Source organism: Agrobacterium sp. 20P9.1.2 (genome assembly GCF_057799395.1).
On sequence record NZ_JBYOKI010000001.1, the window covers coordinates 281,838 to 298,421 of the forward strand.

The 16,584-nt window shown below is 57.8% G+C and carries 18 protein-coding genes; 6 read left to right on the forward strand and 12 right to left on the reverse strand.

The genetic code is table 11. The features are described from left to right. Nucleotides 1-70 precede the first annotated feature (70 nt). The 12 genes from AC27VJ_RS01380 to dnaN all read right to left on the reverse strand — a co-directional run bounded on the left by AC27VJ_RS01380 (nt 71) and on the right by dnaN (nt 10,327). Nucleotides 71-1,360 carry an RsmB/NOP family class I SAM-dependent RNA methyltransferase gene (locus tag AC27VJ_RS01380; RefSeq protein WP_488682528.1) on the reverse strand — a complete coding sequence of 430 codons (1,290 nt, stop codon included), beginning with the start codon at nt 1,358-1,360 and terminating at the stop codon, nt 71-73. A gap of 96 nt (nt 1,361-1,456) precedes the next feature. Further along, entirely contained in the window at nt 1,457-1,825 is a 369-nt protein-coding gene (locus tag AC27VJ_RS01385; RefSeq protein WP_113086387.1) for a septal ring lytic transglycosylase RlpA family protein, read from the reverse strand. Between the two features lie 396 nt (nt 1,826-2,221). Then, entirely contained in the window at nt 2,222-3,100 is an 879-nt protein-coding gene (locus AC27VJ_RS01390; protein ID WP_488682529.1) for an NAD-dependent epimerase/dehydratase family protein, read from the reverse strand. Then, a complete protein-coding gene (gene queG / locus AC27VJ_RS01395; protein WP_488682530.1) occupies nt 3,101-4,237 on the reverse strand; it encodes a tRNA epoxyqueuosine(34) reductase QueG in 1,137 nt (378 codons plus the stop codon). It abuts the gene before it with no gap. A gap of 84 nt (nt 4,238-4,321) precedes the next feature. Continuing rightward, nucleotides 4,322-5,014: a glutathione S-transferase family protein gene (locus tag AC27VJ_RS01400; RefSeq protein WP_113086389.1), complete on the reverse strand. Its 693-nt coding sequence runs from the start codon at nt 5,012-5,014 to the stop codon at nt 4,322-4,324. A gap of 75 nt (nt 5,015-5,089) precedes the next feature. Further along, nucleotides 5,090-5,275 carry a hypothetical protein gene (locus AC27VJ_RS01405; protein ID WP_488683200.1) on the reverse strand — a complete coding sequence of 62 codons (186 nt, stop codon included), beginning with the start codon at nt 5,273-5,275 and terminating at the stop codon, nt 5,090-5,092. Nucleotides 5,276-5,735: 460 nt separating this feature from the next. Next, nucleotides 5,736-6,716, reverse strand: a complete 981-nt coding sequence (locus AC27VJ_RS01410) for a complex I NDUFA9 subunit family protein (protein ID WP_488682531.1) — start codon at nt 6,714-6,716, stop codon at nt 5,736-5,738. Between the two features lie 116 nt (nt 6,717-6,832). Beyond that, nucleotides 6,833-7,120 (reverse strand): DUF1330 domain-containing protein, encoded by a 288-nt coding sequence (locus AC27VJ_RS01415; protein ID WP_488682532.1) that lies wholly within the window; start codon nt 7,118-7,120, stop codon nt 6,833-6,835. Nucleotides 7,121-7,132: 12 nt separating this feature from the next. Beyond that, on the reverse strand, nt 7,133-7,825 hold the full coding sequence (gene pyrF / locus AC27VJ_RS01420; protein WP_488682533.1) for an orotidine-5'-phosphate decarboxylase: 693 nt from the start codon (nt 7,823-7,825) through the stop codon (nt 7,133-7,135). After that, entirely contained in the window at nt 7,822-8,412 is a 591-nt protein-coding gene (locus AC27VJ_RS01425; protein WP_488682534.1) for a histidine phosphatase family protein, read from the reverse strand. The genes pyrF and AC27VJ_RS01425 overlap by 4 nt, the downstream gene beginning before the upstream one ends. Nucleotides 8,413-8,427: 15 nt before the next feature. After that, a complete protein-coding gene (gene pmtA, locus AC27VJ_RS01430; RefSeq protein ID WP_488682535.1) occupies nt 8,428-9,021 on the reverse strand; it encodes a phospholipid N-methyltransferase PmtA in 594 nt (197 codons plus the stop codon). 187 nt (nt 9,022-9,208) lie between these two features. Next, nucleotides 9,209-10,327 carry a DNA polymerase III subunit beta gene (gene dnaN / locus AC27VJ_RS01435; RefSeq protein WP_488682536.1) on the reverse strand — a complete coding sequence of 373 codons (1,119 nt, stop codon included), beginning with the start codon at nt 10,325-10,327 and terminating at the stop codon, nt 9,209-9,211. Nucleotides 10,328-10,622: 295 nt separating this feature from the next. Here dnaN and rsmI point away from each other — a divergent pair, with 295 nt between their 5' ends. The 6 genes from rsmI to AC27VJ_RS01465 all read left to right on the forward strand — a co-directional run bounded on the left by rsmI (nt 10,623) and on the right by AC27VJ_RS01465 (nt 16,534). Then, nucleotides 10,623-11,522 carry a 16S rRNA (cytidine(1402)-2'-O)-methyltransferase gene (gene rsmI / locus AC27VJ_RS01440; protein WP_488683157.1) on the forward strand — a complete coding sequence of 300 codons (900 nt, stop codon included), beginning with the start codon at nt 10,623-10,625 and terminating at the stop codon, nt 11,520-11,522. Continuing rightward, entirely contained in the window at nt 11,512-11,892 is a 381-nt protein-coding gene (locus tag AC27VJ_RS01445; RefSeq protein ID WP_488682537.1) for a YraN family protein, read from the forward strand. The genes rsmI and AC27VJ_RS01445 overlap by 11 nt, the downstream gene beginning before the upstream one ends. Nucleotides 11,893-12,038: 146 nt before the next feature. Further along, entirely contained in the window at nt 12,039-13,337 is a 1,299-nt protein-coding gene (locus tag AC27VJ_RS01450) for an extracellular solute-binding protein (RefSeq protein ID WP_113086396.1), read from the forward strand. Between the two features lie 253 nt (nt 13,338-13,590). Next, nucleotides 13,591-14,565, forward strand: a complete 975-nt coding sequence (locus AC27VJ_RS01455) for an ABC transporter permease subunit (protein WP_113086397.1) — start codon at nt 13,591-13,593, stop codon at nt 14,563-14,565. Nucleotides 14,566-14,576: 11 nt separating this feature from the next. Further along, on the forward strand, nt 14,577-15,419 hold the full coding sequence (gene ugpE / locus AC27VJ_RS01460) for a sn-glycerol-3-phosphate ABC transporter permease UgpE (RefSeq protein WP_113086398.1): 843 nt from the start codon (nt 14,577-14,579) through the stop codon (nt 15,417-15,419). 11 nt (nt 15,420-15,430) lie between these two features. Next, a complete protein-coding gene (locus AC27VJ_RS01465; protein ID WP_488682538.1) occupies nt 15,431-16,534 on the forward strand; it encodes a sn-glycerol-3-phosphate import ATP-binding protein UgpC in 1,104 nt (367 codons plus the stop codon). Nucleotides 16,535-16,584: the final 50 nt, after the last annotated feature.

The window sequence follows — 16,584 nt, forward strand, 5'->3', positions numbered from 1 at the left end:
TGATCGTTGTCAAATCCGGCGTTTCACAGTGGTTGCAGCATTCTTTAGAATATTGGAATTTGGCAGCGGTTTAAGCGTTCCGCTTCATGGCGCAGAAGAAGAAACCGTCCGTATCTGTCGTGGCGGGCGTCAGCGTTATGGTCTCGCCATCGGCGGAATGCGGCTTGACGGTTTCTGCCCCGAAGATGCCTGTCCAGCGCTCCAGCGCCGGACGGATGGAAAATTCCGGGTTCTCGGCGCAGAAACGGCGCACCTGACGCTCGTTTTCTTCCGGCAGAACCGAACAGGTCACATAGAGCAACTCGCCGCCGGGGCGAACGAAGGTCTTGGCTTGATCCAGCGCCTGACCCTGCTGCTCGACGCGCTCTTCCAGATTGCGCTGCGTCAGCCGCCATTTGGTGTCGGGACGGCGGCGCCATGTGCCGGTGCCGGTGCAGGGGGCATCGACCAGCACGCGGTCGAATTTACCGGCATAACGCTCCAGTCCTTCGGCGCGGTCATGAACCTGCACATTGCGTGTGCCAGCGCGCTTCAGCCGCTCGATGATCGGTGCCAGCCGCTTGCGGTCGGCATCGAAGGCATGAACCTGGCCTTTGTTGTTCATGGTCGCAGCCATGGCCAGCGTCTTGCCGCCGCCGCCTGCGCAATAATCGAGAATTTGTTCGCCTTCCTGCGCCCCGGCCAGATCGGCAACGATTTGCGATCCCTCGTCCTGCACCTCGAACCAGCCCTTCTGGAAGGACAGTTCGGCAGTGACATTGGGCAGGCGTGACGGGCCTTCGCCAGCCGCGATCCGCACGCCCTGGCGGGCAATGCGCGTGGTTTCGGCCTTGGCATCTTCCAACGCCTTGATGACCTTGGTGCGGGAAGCTTTCAGTGTATTGGCACGGAGGTCCAGCGTCGGGCGCTCATTCAGCGCCTTGGCCTGAAGCAGCCAGTCGTCGCCGAATGTGGCCTCAAAGGAGGCCTGCACCCAGTCGGGAATGTCGCCCTGTATATGAGAAGGTGCGTCTGAAAGCGCACGCGAGGCAAAGGCTGATAGAGCCGCCTCGGACAAGGGTTCCGGCGCGAACTTGTCGCCATCGAATTCGGCGCTCAGCTGTTCGGCGGATTTGCCCCATTGGCGCAGCATCACGGCATAACCCAGCGCGGTCGCGCTTTCGTCGTCCATCAGCCATGCGTGGGAAAGTTTCATGCGCAGGGCATCGTAAACGATGTTGCCGATGGCGGCCCTGTCGCCGGAACCAGCGAAACGATGCGCCAGTCCCCAGTCCTTCAGTGCGTCGGCGACGGGACGTCTGCGCGCCTCGATATCCGCCAACACTTCGATAGCCCCGGCCAAACGCCCGCCCAAACGCATTTTCTACCTCATTCACAATGTGTCCGGGTTGGTAGACGCGAATGGTGGCGAGGGCAAGCCTTCACCAAGAATTCCCTAAAAAACGCTTGGAGCCTGTTAGTTGGATGCAAGCACTTCGTAGCAGACCTTGGCCGTGCCGGAGCTGACCATGCCAATGTTCTTGGCGGCTGCCTTGGAAAGATCGAGAACGCGTCCCTTGATGAACGGGCCACGGTCGTTGATGCGAACCACGACGGCCTTGCCGTTGCGTGCATTGGTGACCTTCACCTTGGTGCCAAAGCGCAAGGAGCGATGGGCGGCGGTGAGGTTGGAAGGATTCATGCGCTCGCCCGAAGCAGTCTTGGAGTTCAGTGCATACCAGGATGCGCCTCCGCAGCCGGTGCCGGCATTCGCCTGAAGTGGAGCGATGATGGAACAGACGGCTATAGTTGCAGCCGCAAAAGTCATGCGTCGGATATTCGTCAAACTGTGCTTCCCTGATACTCGGCCCCGCGCCGATGAACTTAGGCGAATTGAACTGAGGTGAGTGTAGGGCGAGGGAAAAATGGCAAAAAATGGCCGAGCGCTAATCACGAAGTATTACAGTCTGTAACATTCGTGATGATGAGTCGTGAAGCGGTAATTAGATAGCCTTCGATGCTTTCAGGAAAAATTTATTTAGAATCAACAATAAGGAAGAAATTCATTGCAACTTCACGCCGTCGTGAATCAGATCACGAATTCATGGTGAAATATTTTTCCAAAGCATGAAAATTTTAGCCAAATTTGCGCATTAACAAAACCTTAAAAGGCCAAAATGCGATTAAAACCTTCCTCAAAACTGCCTTTGGAAGGATTTTTCATCGCAACGAAGATGAACATTCATTCATCTCGCCAGACTTCGTCCTGCCACAGCTGGCGCAGCGACTGGCGGTAATCGGGATAGGCAAAGCGGAAACCAAGCTCGGTCAGCTTGCGGTTGGAGACGCGTTTGTTCTCACCATAGAAAGAGCGCGCCATGTTGCTCAGCTCAGCAGTCTCGAAGGATTGCTCCTCCGGCGGCTCCACACCCATAAGGTCTGCTGCAAATGTCACCACATCCTGTGGCGGTGCGGGCTCGTCATCGGTGACGTTGAAAATGCCAGATGTATTTTTCTCGATCAGAAAGGCTGTCGCAGCCCCGATGTCTTCGACGCGGATGCGGTTGAACACCTGATCCTTCTTGACCAGCCGCCGCGCCGTGCCCTTGTCCAGATTGAGGAGGCCATTGCGCCCCGGCCCGTAAATGCCGGAAAGGCGCAGCACGCAGAGCGCCACACCTGTCTGGGCCGCCGCCGTCTCCCAGGCCTCTTCCGCTGCAACGCGCTCTTTGGAGCGCACGGAAACCGGACGGCAAGGCGTGTCTTCATCCACCCAGTCGCCATCATGGTTGCCATAAACGCCGACAGTGGAAAGATAGGCGGCCCATTGCAGTTGCGGCATCAGACTTTTGAGATCGCCATCACACAGCCGCAGCAGGGGATCGCCGGATGCACCGGGCGCGATAGACTGCACGAGATGGGTTACGCCGCGCAGCTCGCTGCGCAAATCCTCATTCAATGTCTCGCCATCAAAGATGAAGGGTGCAATCGCCAGACATTGCAGCGTGGAGATATTGTCTTCACCGCGCGTGGTTCCGGAAATTCGGTCCATCTTGCCCTGAAGCGCTCTGGCGATGGCCTTGCCGGAATATCCGGCACCGAAAATCATCAGATGCGACATCTACTCTCCTGCCATGCGCCACTCGTCCTGCACGTCCGAATCGTCTTCGGTCTTGCGGGTGGCAGCGTAGGCATGGAAGCTCTGCCTGTCCATCAGTCTTGAAAGCGCCCACACCGCCATGCCGCGCACGTCAGGCGATCCATCCTGCGCAAGTAGCTGACATTGCTGAATGAATTTCGCGTCACCGGAGTTTCCCGCCGCAATCAGAACATTGCGCACGAAGCGGTTTCGACCGATCCGCTTGACAGGCGATCCGCTGAAAAAGGCACGAAAACCCGCATCATCCAGGGTCAGCAGAAAGGCGATTTCCGGCTCTTTCAGTTCCTCGCGCGCCTGCAATTTCATCTCCGACGCACTGGCCGCAAACTTGTTCCACGGGCAGACGGCAAGGCAATCGTCACAGCCGTAGATGCGGTTGCCGATCATCGGGCGGAATTCGGACGGGATTGGCCCCTTATGCTCGATGGTCAGATAGGAAATGCAGCGGCGTGCATCCAGCTTGTAGGGCGCAGGGAAGGCGGCTGTCGGGCAGGCGTCCAGACAGGCGCGGCAGGAACCGCAATGGTCGCGCTCCGCCTCATCCAGACAGAGCTCGGCGGTGGTGAACATGCTGCCAAGGAACAGCCAGGAGCCATGGCTGCGGCTGACCAGATTGGTGTGCTTGCCCTGCCAGCCAAGACCGGCAGCCTCCGCCAGCGGTTTTTCCATCACCGGCGCGGTATCGACAAAGACCTTCACGTCTTCACCCGCGCGCGCCGCAAAGCGGGTGGCGATCTCCTTCAGTCGTCCTTTAATGACGTCATGATAATCGCGATTGCGTGCATAGACGGAGATTGCGGCCTTGTCGGGCTTGGAAAGAATGCCGCGCGGATCTTCATCCGGCCCGTAGTTCAGGCCGAACATCACCACGGAGCGCACGTCGCCCCACAGCGTCTTCGGGCTGGCCCGACGCTCTTGTGTCTCCTCCATCCATCCCATGGTGCCATGATAGCCGTGGCTCAGAAAATCCCGCAGCCTTTCGGGCGCCAGCGGAATACTATCGGGGGAGGTGATACGACAGAGATCGAAGCCAAGCGAAGCCGCTTCCGCGCGAACGAAATCCGTCAGCTTGGCGGCGCGAGCCTGTTGCTTCTGCAATGCCGTATCGATGGCGTGTCTCCTGATGCGAACGGCAGAAAGCCTGCCATTAGCATCACTATATATAAAGCCAGTGTCTCAGGCTTAAAAATCCAGATCCGCGTAGTGGGAAGAGGGCGCAAGGCGCGGCACGCGCTCAGCCAGAAGCGGGCGGAAGGAGGGGCGGGATTTGACGCGCTGATACCATTCCTTGGCAATCGGCGCTTCCAGCCATTTAATTTCGCCGAGATAGTCCAGAATTGAAACGGAAGCAGCCGCGGCAAGGTCGGCATAGCTGAGGCGGTCGCCCGCAAGCCATGTGCGCGAACCGGCCAGCCATTCCAGGTATTTCATGTGCTGGTGAACATTGGAGCGCGCGGTGCGCAGCAGCTTGCTGTCTGGCGGGCCGCCACCCTGCGCGGTGGACATTTGCAGCTTATAGGCGCGTTCGCGCACCAGCGGACGGGTCACGTCGGTTTCCATCTTTTGCAGGAACCATTCCGTCAGGCGGCGGATCTCCGCGCGCTGGAACGGGTCTTCGGCCAGAAGACGCCTGTCGCGTTTCAGCACACCATGGGTCTCGTCCAGAAATTCGGCCAGAACATAGGGACCACAGAGCGAACGCATATTGTCGTCGAGATAAACCGGCAGCGTGCCAGCGGGATTGAGTGCCAGAAATTCACGTCGTTTCTCCCAGGGCTGCTCTTCGACCAGATCCGCCTGAAAGCCGTATTCGGCCAGAATCAGCCGGACGAATCGGGAAGCCGTCGACATGGGAGAATGAAACAGAGTTGGCATCGGCACTCGAATTTTGAATTAGGAGAAGGATGTATGATGATCGCCAGAAGGCAGAAAGCTGCGGCTGTGCAGAAACTATAAGTTCAGCTTTTTTAAGACAGGCTTAAAATTTGACAGGTTGTTAAGCCGTTTTATTGCTGAGCGAGCCCCTTCGCCCATGAAAAAAGCGCCGTCGATCGACCGATGGCGCTTTTTAAGAGATACTGCATCAAGCGCATGGCTCGATGTGATCAGTTTGCCGAGATGGAACTCGTAGCGCATGGATCGACGCCGTATGCGGGCGAGCAGCCGGTCTTGCCAGCCGCGACCGTGCCCGGTGCCATGAACGAACCTGCCAGAACAACCAAAGCCGCACACGCAAAAAAGAGTGCGATAGACCTGCCCATTTTATACTTGCCTTTCAGACGATTAACGAAACGGTCCAAGCCGCTGCGCTATGATTGTTAGGTTCCGGATGTGTGTTGGATGTGGCGTTTATCAATAAAGCAGCTTGCTGAACACCGGGTTAATGCGAACTCTTGTCCACAGTTGCGCTTGTGCCACGCTTGCGATGTTGAAGTGCTGTTTGCATGATGTGCCCCCACATAATGAAAAGGGCAGCGAACACATTCGCCGCCCGTCGGGAGCATAACTCACCACTTTGAATTTGGTTGCATGCTTATTTTAAAAGCATTTCGAGAAAAGCGCTACGCCGCTTTTCCCTCCGCAAATGCGATAAAATTTAAGCCGCCTTGCCCGCATTGCTGAACTGGCCATTGGTGCGGTAGCTGACCATATAGGACGGCAGAACCGAAGCAACGCGCACGGGCGTGATGCCGATGCCGTCGAGCGTCAACCCGGCCTTTTCGGCCTCAGGCGAAACCACATTGTCGGTTCTCAGCATGGTGACCTGATCGGCGGTGAGCGGTGGTGTGATCAGCGGCACCAGTGAGGCGATCTTGCCCATCAGCGATGCGATGCCGAAAGGCACGCTGACCAGCGGGCGCTGGCGATAGGTGGCGGCGAGAACCGCCTCGAGACAGTCGCGGAACGTCATCACATCCTGACCGCCCAGCTCGTAAGTCGCGCCGCTCTTCAATGCGCCATCGACGCTGCGGGCAACAACTTCGGCCACATCTTCCACATAGACGGGCTGGAACTTGGTGTGACCACCGCCAATCAGCGGCAGGAAAGGCAGGCGCTGTGCCATGCCGGCAAATTTGTTGAAGAAATCGTCTTCCGGTCCAAAAACGATCGAAGGGCGCAGGATGACGGCATCCGGCAGAACCGAGTGGATGGCGGCTTCGGCGCGACCCTTGGTGCGGGCATAGCCAACAGAAGAATTGGCATCGGCACCAATGGCGGAGATATGCGTCAAAGTCGCACCGGCATTCTTGGCGGCTTCAGCCACAACGCGCGCGCCGAATTCCTGCACGGCGTCGAAGGTGTTGCGGCCGCTTTCGAACAGAATGCCGACGCAGTTCACCACATGGTCGGCATCCGCCACGGCCTTGTTTACGGAATCCTTGTAGCGCAGGTTGGCCTGGGCAAAGGAAATCTGCCCGACATTGCCCAGAGGCTGCAAAAAGCCGGCCAGATCAGGGCGACGAACGGCAACGCGAATGCGATAACCGCGCTTCGCGAGCGTCCGCACCACATGCCGTCCGACGAAGCCCGAACCGCCAAAAACGGTGACGAGAGGGGGAAGGTTGGCCAATGGCATGGGAGGCTCCTGCGAAGCGTTGATATAGCGTTTCCGTCTCTTAGCTTAAAGCCGGGACAACGGGAAGAGAGAACAGTATCCGCCAAACACCAGAATGAACGGATGCTTGACGATAATCAAAGGCCGTCCATGATCATCAGTTCGGAGTCGGCTACTTCCTTGCGGATTTTCAGCGCCTGCTGGTATTCCTCGGAATTGTAGCAGTCGAGTGCATGCTGCATCGATGGAAATTCGATGACGACATTGCGCGCCCGGCCCTTGCCCTCAAGCTGCGTTACGGAACCGCCACGGGCGAGAAAATTGGCGCCGTACCGTTCAAACGCCGGTGTCGCCGTGGAGATATAGTCCTTGTAACGCTCTGCGTCGCGCACATCGACCTGTGCAATCCAGTAACCCTTGGCCATGATGTTTTCCTCTCAGATTGCTTTTGACATTTCATCCAGAATGGCGCGCGCAGCAGCCTTCGGATCGGCAGCCTTGACGATGGGACGACCGACAACCAGATGGCTGGACCCGGCCTTAATGGCATCGAATGGCGTTACCACCCGCTTCTGGTCGCCCGCCTCGCCGCCGATGGGGCGAATGCCGGGGGTCACGACTGCCATGTCCGCTCCGACGATCTCACGCACCGCCGCAGATTCCTCCGCCGAGCAGACGATGCCGCCCATGCCTGCATCCCGCGCCTGAGCGGCTCGCTTCAGCACCAGCGAGCGTGCGTCGCCCTGATATCCGGCTTCCACCAGATCGGCGTCATCCATGGAGGTCAGAACAGTCACGCCTAGCAGGCAAAGCCCAGAACCTTCGGCCGCCTTGACCGCCGCCCGCATCGCTTTGGGGTAGGCGTGCAACGTCAGCATCGACATGCCCATCTTGGCGATGTTTTCCACGCCCGATGCCACGGTGTTGTCGATATCGAGAAGCTTCATGTCGAGGAAGATTTTCTTGCCGCTGGCGGCCAGTTCCTTGGCAAATTCCAGCCCACCGGCAAAGGCCAGCTGGTGGCCGATCTTGTAAAACAGAACATCGTCGCCCAATGCGTTGACGATGCTCTCGGCCTGCGCCACGGTTGGAAGGTCCAGCCCGACAATCAAGCGCTCGCGTGCGGTCATAGTGTCATCCCCTGCCATGTTTCAATCGGCGTCCAGTCGCATGTGATGCGCCTGTCTGCAAGGGAAAAACAGTAGAGATTGCCACCGCCGGGCGGCTGGTCTTCCCGTCGCGTGATGAGGTTGTGGGCCAAGTGGCATTTCAGCAATGTGCCGACGGCACCATGGCCGATAAAGGCAATCGGTTTCGCCGGATCGTGGCTGGCAAGGATCGCCTCGATGGCGGCAACGATACGCGTCTGCGCATCCGCCGCCGTCTCCCAACCCTTGTAGCTGGCATGGGGGTGGGCAAAGAACCAGTCGGCGGCGCGTTCGAACTGTTCCGGCGGCAGAAAGCCTGTCGCGCTGCGGTCATTCTCATGCATGTCCGCTGCGGTTTCCGGTGTTATGCCGCTGGCGCGGGCAAAAATCCGCGCCGTTTCGATGGCCTTGTTTTCTTTGCTGGAAACAATACGCCGCAGGCTTTTGGCCCATGGCAGCAGGCTCGCCTTGCGGGCCCGCTCTATGCCGATATCTGACAATCCCCAGTCGGGAACCGCCACCGTCGCATCGATCCGCACCTGCGGATGGGTGATGTAAAGCGCATACATGTGCGCAAGACTAACTCAGGCGCGGGTATAGGTCCACAGCTGCGCTGGCGGAATGTTGCGCACCACGAAGTCGAAATGGCGGATGTGGTAGAGATGCGGCTGGGCCACGATGGGCGATACCGGACCGTAGGAAATCTGTACCACCGGACGCCCATGCGGCACGCGCTTCAACAGCTCATCCAGCAGCTTGATGCGCGCTGCCATCGGGAAATTCAGCATCGGTACGGCTGAAATCACGCAGTCGAACATCTGGTCCTTCTGCTCGCCCAGTGTCGTATCCAGATCGAAAGCATCGCCATTGATGAAGTTGACGCCGGGATAGCTGCGCAGAAGCTGTTGATAGAAGTCGGTGGAATATTCGATAGCCGTGATCTGCTCCGGCTTCAGGCCACGACCCAGAATAGCCTTGGTGATACAGCCTGTGCCCGGCCCCAGTTCCAGAACGGGCAGGCCGGATTGGGGAGTGATGACACTGGCCATGCGCCGCGCGGTGATGCCGGATGTCGGAACGATGGCCCCCACCTTCTTGGGCTGGTTGACCATGCCCTTGAAGAAACGGATTTCCTCTTCGAATTTTCTGCCGAAGCGTTCTTTCAGGCTCAGTCCCATCCGCGTCCCCTCTGTTCACGTCGAAACAACATTTGTTGAAACTATGGCGATATGTTGTCTCGTCCTGTCGTAAAGGCAATGAAAAATGTCGCAACTGGAAAATCTTAACAAACTGTAAAAAATCCGCAAACAAAAATGCCGGTGAGGGCGTCACCGGCATTTTGCATAGTTCCCAGACGGGAGTGGCCTAAACGCGCATCGGCATCAGCACGTAAAGCGCATCATCGCCCGCGGTGTCACGCACAAGCGTCGGAGATCCGGCATCGGCCAGAAGGAAGATCGCGTCCTCGCCGGAAAGCTGGGCGGTAATATCAAGCAAATACTTGGCGTTGAAGCCGATTTCCATGCCGTCATGCTCGTAGCCGACAGCCACTTCTTCCGTCGCACTGCCCGAATCCGGGTTGTTCACCGTCAGCGTCAATTGACCTTCGGTAATGGCAAGCTTCACGGCGCGGCCACGCTCGGAAGAGATCGTCGAAACGCGGTCAACCGCCTTCGCGAAGGACTGGCAATCGACGCGCATTTCCTTGTCGTTGCCGGTCGGGATCACGCGCTGGTAATCCGGGAAGGTGCCGTCGATCAGCTTGGAGGTCATGACGATATCGCCGATGGTCATGCGAATCTTTGCGTCAGATACTTCGACCGTCACTTCCACCTCGGGATTGTCCACCAGCTTCTGCAATTCGCCAACCGTCTTGCGCGGAATGATGATACCAGGCATGCCTTCGGAACCCGAGGGCGCCTTCACATCGGCGCGGGCCAGGCGGTGGCCGTCGGTTGCCACCGCGCGCAGCTTCAGATCGTTGTCGCTCTCGATCGTGTGGAAGAAAATGCCGTTCAAATAATAACGTGTCTCCTCGGTCGAAATCGCAAACTGTGTGCGGTCGATCAGCATCTTCAGATCAGCCGCCTTCAGCTTGAAGCTGTGGCTGAACGTACCCGCCGTCAGATCTGGGAAGTCGGTTTCAGGCAGGCATTGCAACGAGAACTTCGAGCGACCGGAGGCTACCGTCATGCTCGACCCATCCGGGTTCGTCGCCAGCAGCACTTCCGAACCGTCCGGCAGTTTGCGCACGATTTCATAGAGCAGATGCGCAGGCACCGTCGTTGAACCGGCCTGTTCCACCATGGCCGGTGTGGCCTCGGTGATCTCAAGATCGAGGTCGGTCGCCTTCATGTCCAGCTTCGCGTCGGAAGCGCGCAGCAGCACGTTGGACAAAATGGGGATCGTGTTGCGCCGTTCCACCACGCGATGAACGTGGTTCAGCGATTTCAGAAGGTTCGACCGCTCGAGAGTAATACGCATGGACACTACCGCTTTCAACCGTTGCGATCCCAAAGCTCGGATCGCCAAGATAGTCTTCTCCAGCTTGGGTGCCGGATAATGTGGACGGGCAAAATGGCAGAGTTATTGAGGAAAATGCAAGAGGCTACTCGGCGCCATCTGTTTCATTTTCCACCTATACACAGTGTTCACAGGGCTTTGGTCAACAAGCGCCCTTGTTCCCGGCCCTCGTCTTGACCATAAAGGCAGGGAAACATGACATGATGGGAATGACGCGGTGACAGACGACATATCGACCGAAGAGGGTAACGACGCACTGGAATTAAATGGCCGCGGTTTCAAGGTCGGTGGTTTCACCGTTCCCGCCAGACCCATCGATGCGGCGCTTTATCTTGTCGCCACCCCCATCGGCAATCTGGGCGACATCACCGTGCGGGCGCTGGAAACGCTGGCCTCTGCCGATGTTCTGGCCTGCGAAGACACCCGCGTCACCCGCATTCTGCTCGACCGTTACGGCATTCGCAACCGGCCCTATTCCTATCATGAGCACAATGCCGAAGAGGCAGGGCCCAAGCTCATCGCTGCGCTGGATGCCGGAAAATCCGTGGCTCTGGTGTCGGATGCCGGAACGCCTCTGGTCTCCGATCCCGGCTATCGGCTGGGCCAGATGGCGCTTGAGGCAGGCCATCGTGTCGTGCCTATTCCGGGTCCATCGGCACCGCTTGCGGCACTCGTCGGCTCCGGCATGCCAAGCGATGCCTTCCTGTTCGCCGGCTTTCTGCCGGTCAAGGACAAGGGCAAGCGCGACCGCTTTTCAGAGCTGGCCAAAATCCCGGCGACCCTGATCTTCTTCGAATCCCCACACCGCATCAGCGCCACGGTAAAGGTGGCGTCTGAAGTGCTGGGCGTAAACCGCCGCGCGGTCGTCTGTCGCGAACTGACGAAAACCTTCGAGGAATTCCGCCGAGGGACGCTGGGTGAACTCACGGAGTTCTACAATGATGACCGCATCGTCAAAGGCGAGATCGTGCTTCTCATCGAGCCTCCGTCCTATGACGAAATTCCCGATATGGAAGATGTAGAAAAGCTGCTGAAGGACCTCGTCTCCTCCATGCCCGCCGCCAAGGCCGCGGCAGAGGCGGCAAAGCTCACGGGCCTGCCGCGCAAGGAACTTTATCAACGCATCCTCGACATGAAGGACAGCGATGGCGCCTGAGCCGAAGACGAAGCCGCCCATAAAACACCGGCGCCGCGCTGAAAAGCGCGGCCAGCGGGCGGAATATTGGGCCGCCCTTTATCTCATGCTCAAAGGCTATCGCATCCTCGCCCTGCGCCACCGCACGCCGCTGGGAGAAATCGATCTCATCGCCCGCAATAAGCATGTCATCGCTTTCGTTGAGGTCAAAGCCCGGAGCACCAAAACCAGCGCCGTCGATGCCGTCAGCTACGCCTCGCAAAACCGTATCCGTGCTGCCGCAGACCTCTGGCTGTCGCGCCGCCGCGATGCCGCTTTGCTGTCATCCCGCTTCGATATCATCGCAGTTTTACCGCGCCGCCTGCCAAAACATTTCATAGATGCCTTTTGAGGGTTGCACGCTGGCGGTGTGATTCGATGTGCTACCTCATTTATTAGGTTGTGCTGTAATAAATCTGCCATAAATTTGTAAAAAGCCCGTCATCGAAGGGGCCTATTCGCATCCTCACCCAACAAGGGCGGTAGAGGATCGAAACTATGATCAAGAAGTTTTCCATGGCTGCAATGGCCATCACGTTTTCGGCGACGTCTTCCATGGCGGCAACCAACATCACCTGGTGGCACGGCATGGGCGGCCGCAACGGTGAAGTCATCAATGAAGTCTCCCAGAAGTTCAACGCTGCCCAGAGCGAGTGCGCGATAACACCGGTTTCCAAGGGTTCTTACGAAGAAGCCCTGGCCAGCGGCATCGCTGCTTTCCGCTCCGGCGAACAGCCAAACATCCTTCAGGTCTTCGATGCCGGTGCTGCCACCATCATCAATGCCAAGGGCGCTGTCATTCCTGCTGAAGACATCATCACCAAGGCCGGTTACAAGTTCGACCGCGAAGCCTTCATTCCCGGTGTGCGCAGCTTCTTTGCTGCTGCTGATGGCAAGTTCGTCGGCATGCCGTTCAACTCGTCCGCGCCTATCATGTATCTCAACACCGAAGCCCTGAAAAAGGCTGGTGTCGAAGCGCCAAAGACCTGGGAAGAATTCGAAGCCATCGCACCGAAGCTGAAGGAAGCCGGTTTCATTCCGCTCGTTCAGACCCAGCTGACATGGGAATTCACCGAGAACTTCTTCTCGCGCAACAACCTTCAGTTCGCCACCAACAACAATGGCTACGACAGCGTTGTCGATACCAAGCTGAAGGTCACCGACCCGAACCTCATCATGATGTTCGAAAAGCTGAAATCCTGGAAGGATCAGGGCTACTTCGCCTATTACGGCGCAGGCTGGAACGATAACCAGAAGCCATTCGAAGAAAACAAGGTCGCGCTCTGGATCGGTTCTTCCGGCTCCTTCGGTGGCCTGCAGAAGACGGCACAGATGCCGTTCTCGGCAACCTTCCTGCCATACTGGGGCTCCATCAAGGGTGCAGGCACCAACTCCTTCATCGGCGGCGCTGCCCTGTTTGCCATGTCCGGCAAGCCTGAAGCAGAAAACAAGTGCGTTGCCAGCTTCTTCCAGTTCCTGACATCGCCTGAAATCCAGAAGTTCTACCACCAGGCAACCGGTTACGTTGCTATCACGCAGGCCGCTTACGAGCTGACCAAGAAGGAAGGCTATTACGAGAAGCAGCCTGTTGCCGAAGTCGGCATCAAGCAGCTGTCGCTTCCAGGCGGTGAATGGTCGAAGGGCTACCGCCTCGGCTTCTACCCACAGATCCGCGCCATCATGGAACGTGAATACGGCCGCATCTTCTCCGGCGAAGTCTCCGTCAAGGATGCCTTCAACATCATCGAAAAGGAAGGCAACGATCTTCTGGCCCGCTTCGCCAAGACCGCTGGCTGATTAAACGACCTCTGAAAGTAGACGGACCTTCCTTCATCACGAGGGAAGGTCCGTTGGTTATCTGCAAGGCTTGTCCAAATCCCCGCCGTCATCCTCGGGCTTGTCCCGAGGATCTAACGAACCACAACATTGAACGTGGTTAGATCCTCGGGACAAGCCCGAGGATGACGGCGAGTAAGAATGCGAAGCCTCCCATAGTCCCGGCCTCCCTTCAGCCTTGAAGAGAAGCCACAACCCACAAAGGTTTGCGCGCGTGGCTTATACGTCTTCACAACCGCGTCCCCTCCGGTTTCTGCCGGGCTTCATCGCCAAGGCCAGAAAGCCTGCGGTGACCGCTGAATCGGCTGCCAAAAGGGTGCAGTTCTCGTCGTCTGCGCTGCCTTACCTCTTCATCGCGCCGCAGCTGCTCGTCATTTTCGTGTTCTTCTATTGGCCGTCGGTGCAGGCCGTTCAGTCGTCTTTCTATATCGAAGACCCCTTCGGCTTCGGCTCCACCTTTGTCGGCCTTGCCAATTACTCCGATGCGCTGTTCAGCGCCGAATATCTCAGCATTGCCAAGTTCACGGTCATCTTCACCGTTCTCGTTACCATTTTCTCGCTGGCCATCGGCCTGCTTCTGGCGGTCAAGGCAGATGCGATCATTCGCGGCGCTTCCGCTTACAAGACGATGCTGATTTCGGTCTACGCCATCGCCCCGCCGGTCGCGGGCCTCATCGGCATGATGTTTTTCGATCAGCACATCGGCCCCTTCGTCAAGATCGCCGCCTATCTCGGCTGGCACATGCAGGTCGGCGTCAATTATTTCGACACCGCCTTCGCCATGATCTCCGTTTCGGTCTGGAAGCAAATCCCTTATAATTTCATCTTCTTCCTGTCGGGCCTGCAAAGCGTGCCGGTGTCCGTGCGCGAAGCCGCCTTTATCGATTGCCGCTCCGGTTTTCGCCGGTTCTGGACGGTCATCATGCCGCTGCTGGCACCAACCGCTTTCTTCCTTCTCATCATCAACATCACCTATGCGCTGTTTGATACCTTCGCAGTCATCGATGTGATGGTAAAGGACAAGGCCGCCAACAACCCCATTACCCTTGTCTACAAGGTGTTTCTGGATGGCTTCCGTGGCAACGATATCGGCGGTTCCTCTGCGCAGTCGGTCATTCTCATGGTCGTGGTTTTCGTGCTGACGGTCCTGCAATTCCGCTTCCTCGAAAAACGCATCCATTACGGTTGAGGATATAAGCCATGTACAAGTCCAAACCCCTCGACCATCTCATCCTCATCATCGGCTCGCTGTTTTTGATGCTGCCGGTCCTCGTCTCCTTCATGACATCGACCCACACGGCTGCCGAAATCCACATGAACGGTCTAGCCATCCTGCCGGGGAACAACTTTATCGCCACCTATGAAAAGGTGCTGACGCAAAAGGGCGGCTTTACGGGCCAGGTCACCGGCCTGAACATGGTCATCAATTCGCTGATCCTCGGCATCGGCTTTGCCGTCGGCAAGATCGCCCTATCGATGCTGGCGGCTTACGCCATCGTCTATTTCCGCTTCCGCTTTGCCACGCTTGCCTTCTGGATCATCTTCACCACGCTGCTTCTGCCGCTCGAAGTGCGCATCATGCCGTCCTATGAAGTCATGAGCAAACTGGGGCTTTTGAACTCCTATACCGGCCTCATCGTGCCGCTTCTGGCTTCAGCCACCGGGACGTTCTACTTCCGGCAGTTCTTCAAATCCGTGCCGGATGAAATACTGGAGGCCGCCCGCATCGATGGTGCAGGGCCGGTCAAGTTCTTCATCGATATTCTTCTGCCTCTGTCGCGCACCATGATGGCCGCCATCTTCATCATCATGTTCGTCTATGGCTGGAACCAGTATCTCTGGCCCATGCTGATGACCAATGATGAGAGCTTCTTCACCATCATGCGCGGCATCAAATCGATCCTGCAGGTCTGGGTCGGTTCGCAAATCCCCGATTACAACGAAGCTTTCGCGCTTGCCGTTCTGGCCATGCTGCCGCCTGTGTTGATCGTCGTCATCTTCCAGAGCTGGTTCATCAAGGGCCTCACCGAAAGCGATAAATAAGGAAAACGACAATGGCCGAGATCGAAATCAGTCAGGTCTGCAAGGATTATTCCAACGGCATGCGCGCCGTGCATGATGTGGACATCTCCATCAAGGATGGAGAGTTCATCGTGCTCGTCGGCCCCTCGGGCTGCGGCAAGTCCACACTCCTGCGCATGGTCGCGGGTCTGGAAGAAATTTCCGATGGTACCGTGTCTATCGGCAACCGCGTCGTCAATGACGTGGAACCCGCCGACCGCGACATCGCCATGGTGTTCCAGAACTACGCGCTCTACCCGCATATGTCGGTGCGTCAGAATCTGGAATATGGCCTTAAGAACCGCAAGACGCCAAAGGCTGAGATCGATGCGCGCGTGGCGGAAGCTGCCCGCATGCTGGAGCTTCAGCCTTACTTGGATCGTAAGCCCCGGGCTCTCTCCGGCGGCCAGCGTCAGCGCGTGGCCATGGGCCGTGCCATCGTGCGCAAGCCTGCCGCCTTCCTCTTCGATGAGCCGCTCTCCAACCTCGATGCCAAGCTGCGCGTTTCCATGCGCGGTGAGATCAAGCGCCTGCAACGCCGCCTCGGCACCACCTCCATCTATGTCACGCACGACCAGTTGGAAGCCATGACGCTGGCGGATCGTCTGGTGGTGCTGAATGCCGGTCGCATCGAACAGATCGGCGCGCCGCTGGAGGTCTATCACAAGCCCGCCTCCACCTTCGTCGCCAGCTTCATCGGCTCGCCTGCCATGAACCTTCTGGCAGGCGAACTGCACGGAGATCGCCTTGCCATCGGCCCCGCCATCCTGTCGCTTAACGGCTACGCACCCGCCTCCGGCAAGGTCACCGTCGGCATGCGTGCGGAAGATTTGCGGCTTGCCGGTGCGGGTGAAGAGGGCATGCCCTTCCGCGTCGATTACATCGAAGAACTCGGCTCACAGCGCCTCGTTCACGGCACGCTGGGCGACCAGACGCTGACACTGGCATGCTCGGCGGAAACCGAAATGCCGCAGGACCTGTCGCTATCGATTGCGCCTGAAAAGCTGCATTTCTTCGATGTCGAAAGCGGAAAACGCATCGAGGGTGCAGCGGCAAGTGCGCAGCAACCGGCGCAACAGCTCGCTGCCGCGCATTGAGAGACGCCAAAATGCTCTTCCATTAAAATTGGTGGTATTTTTGGAAGAGC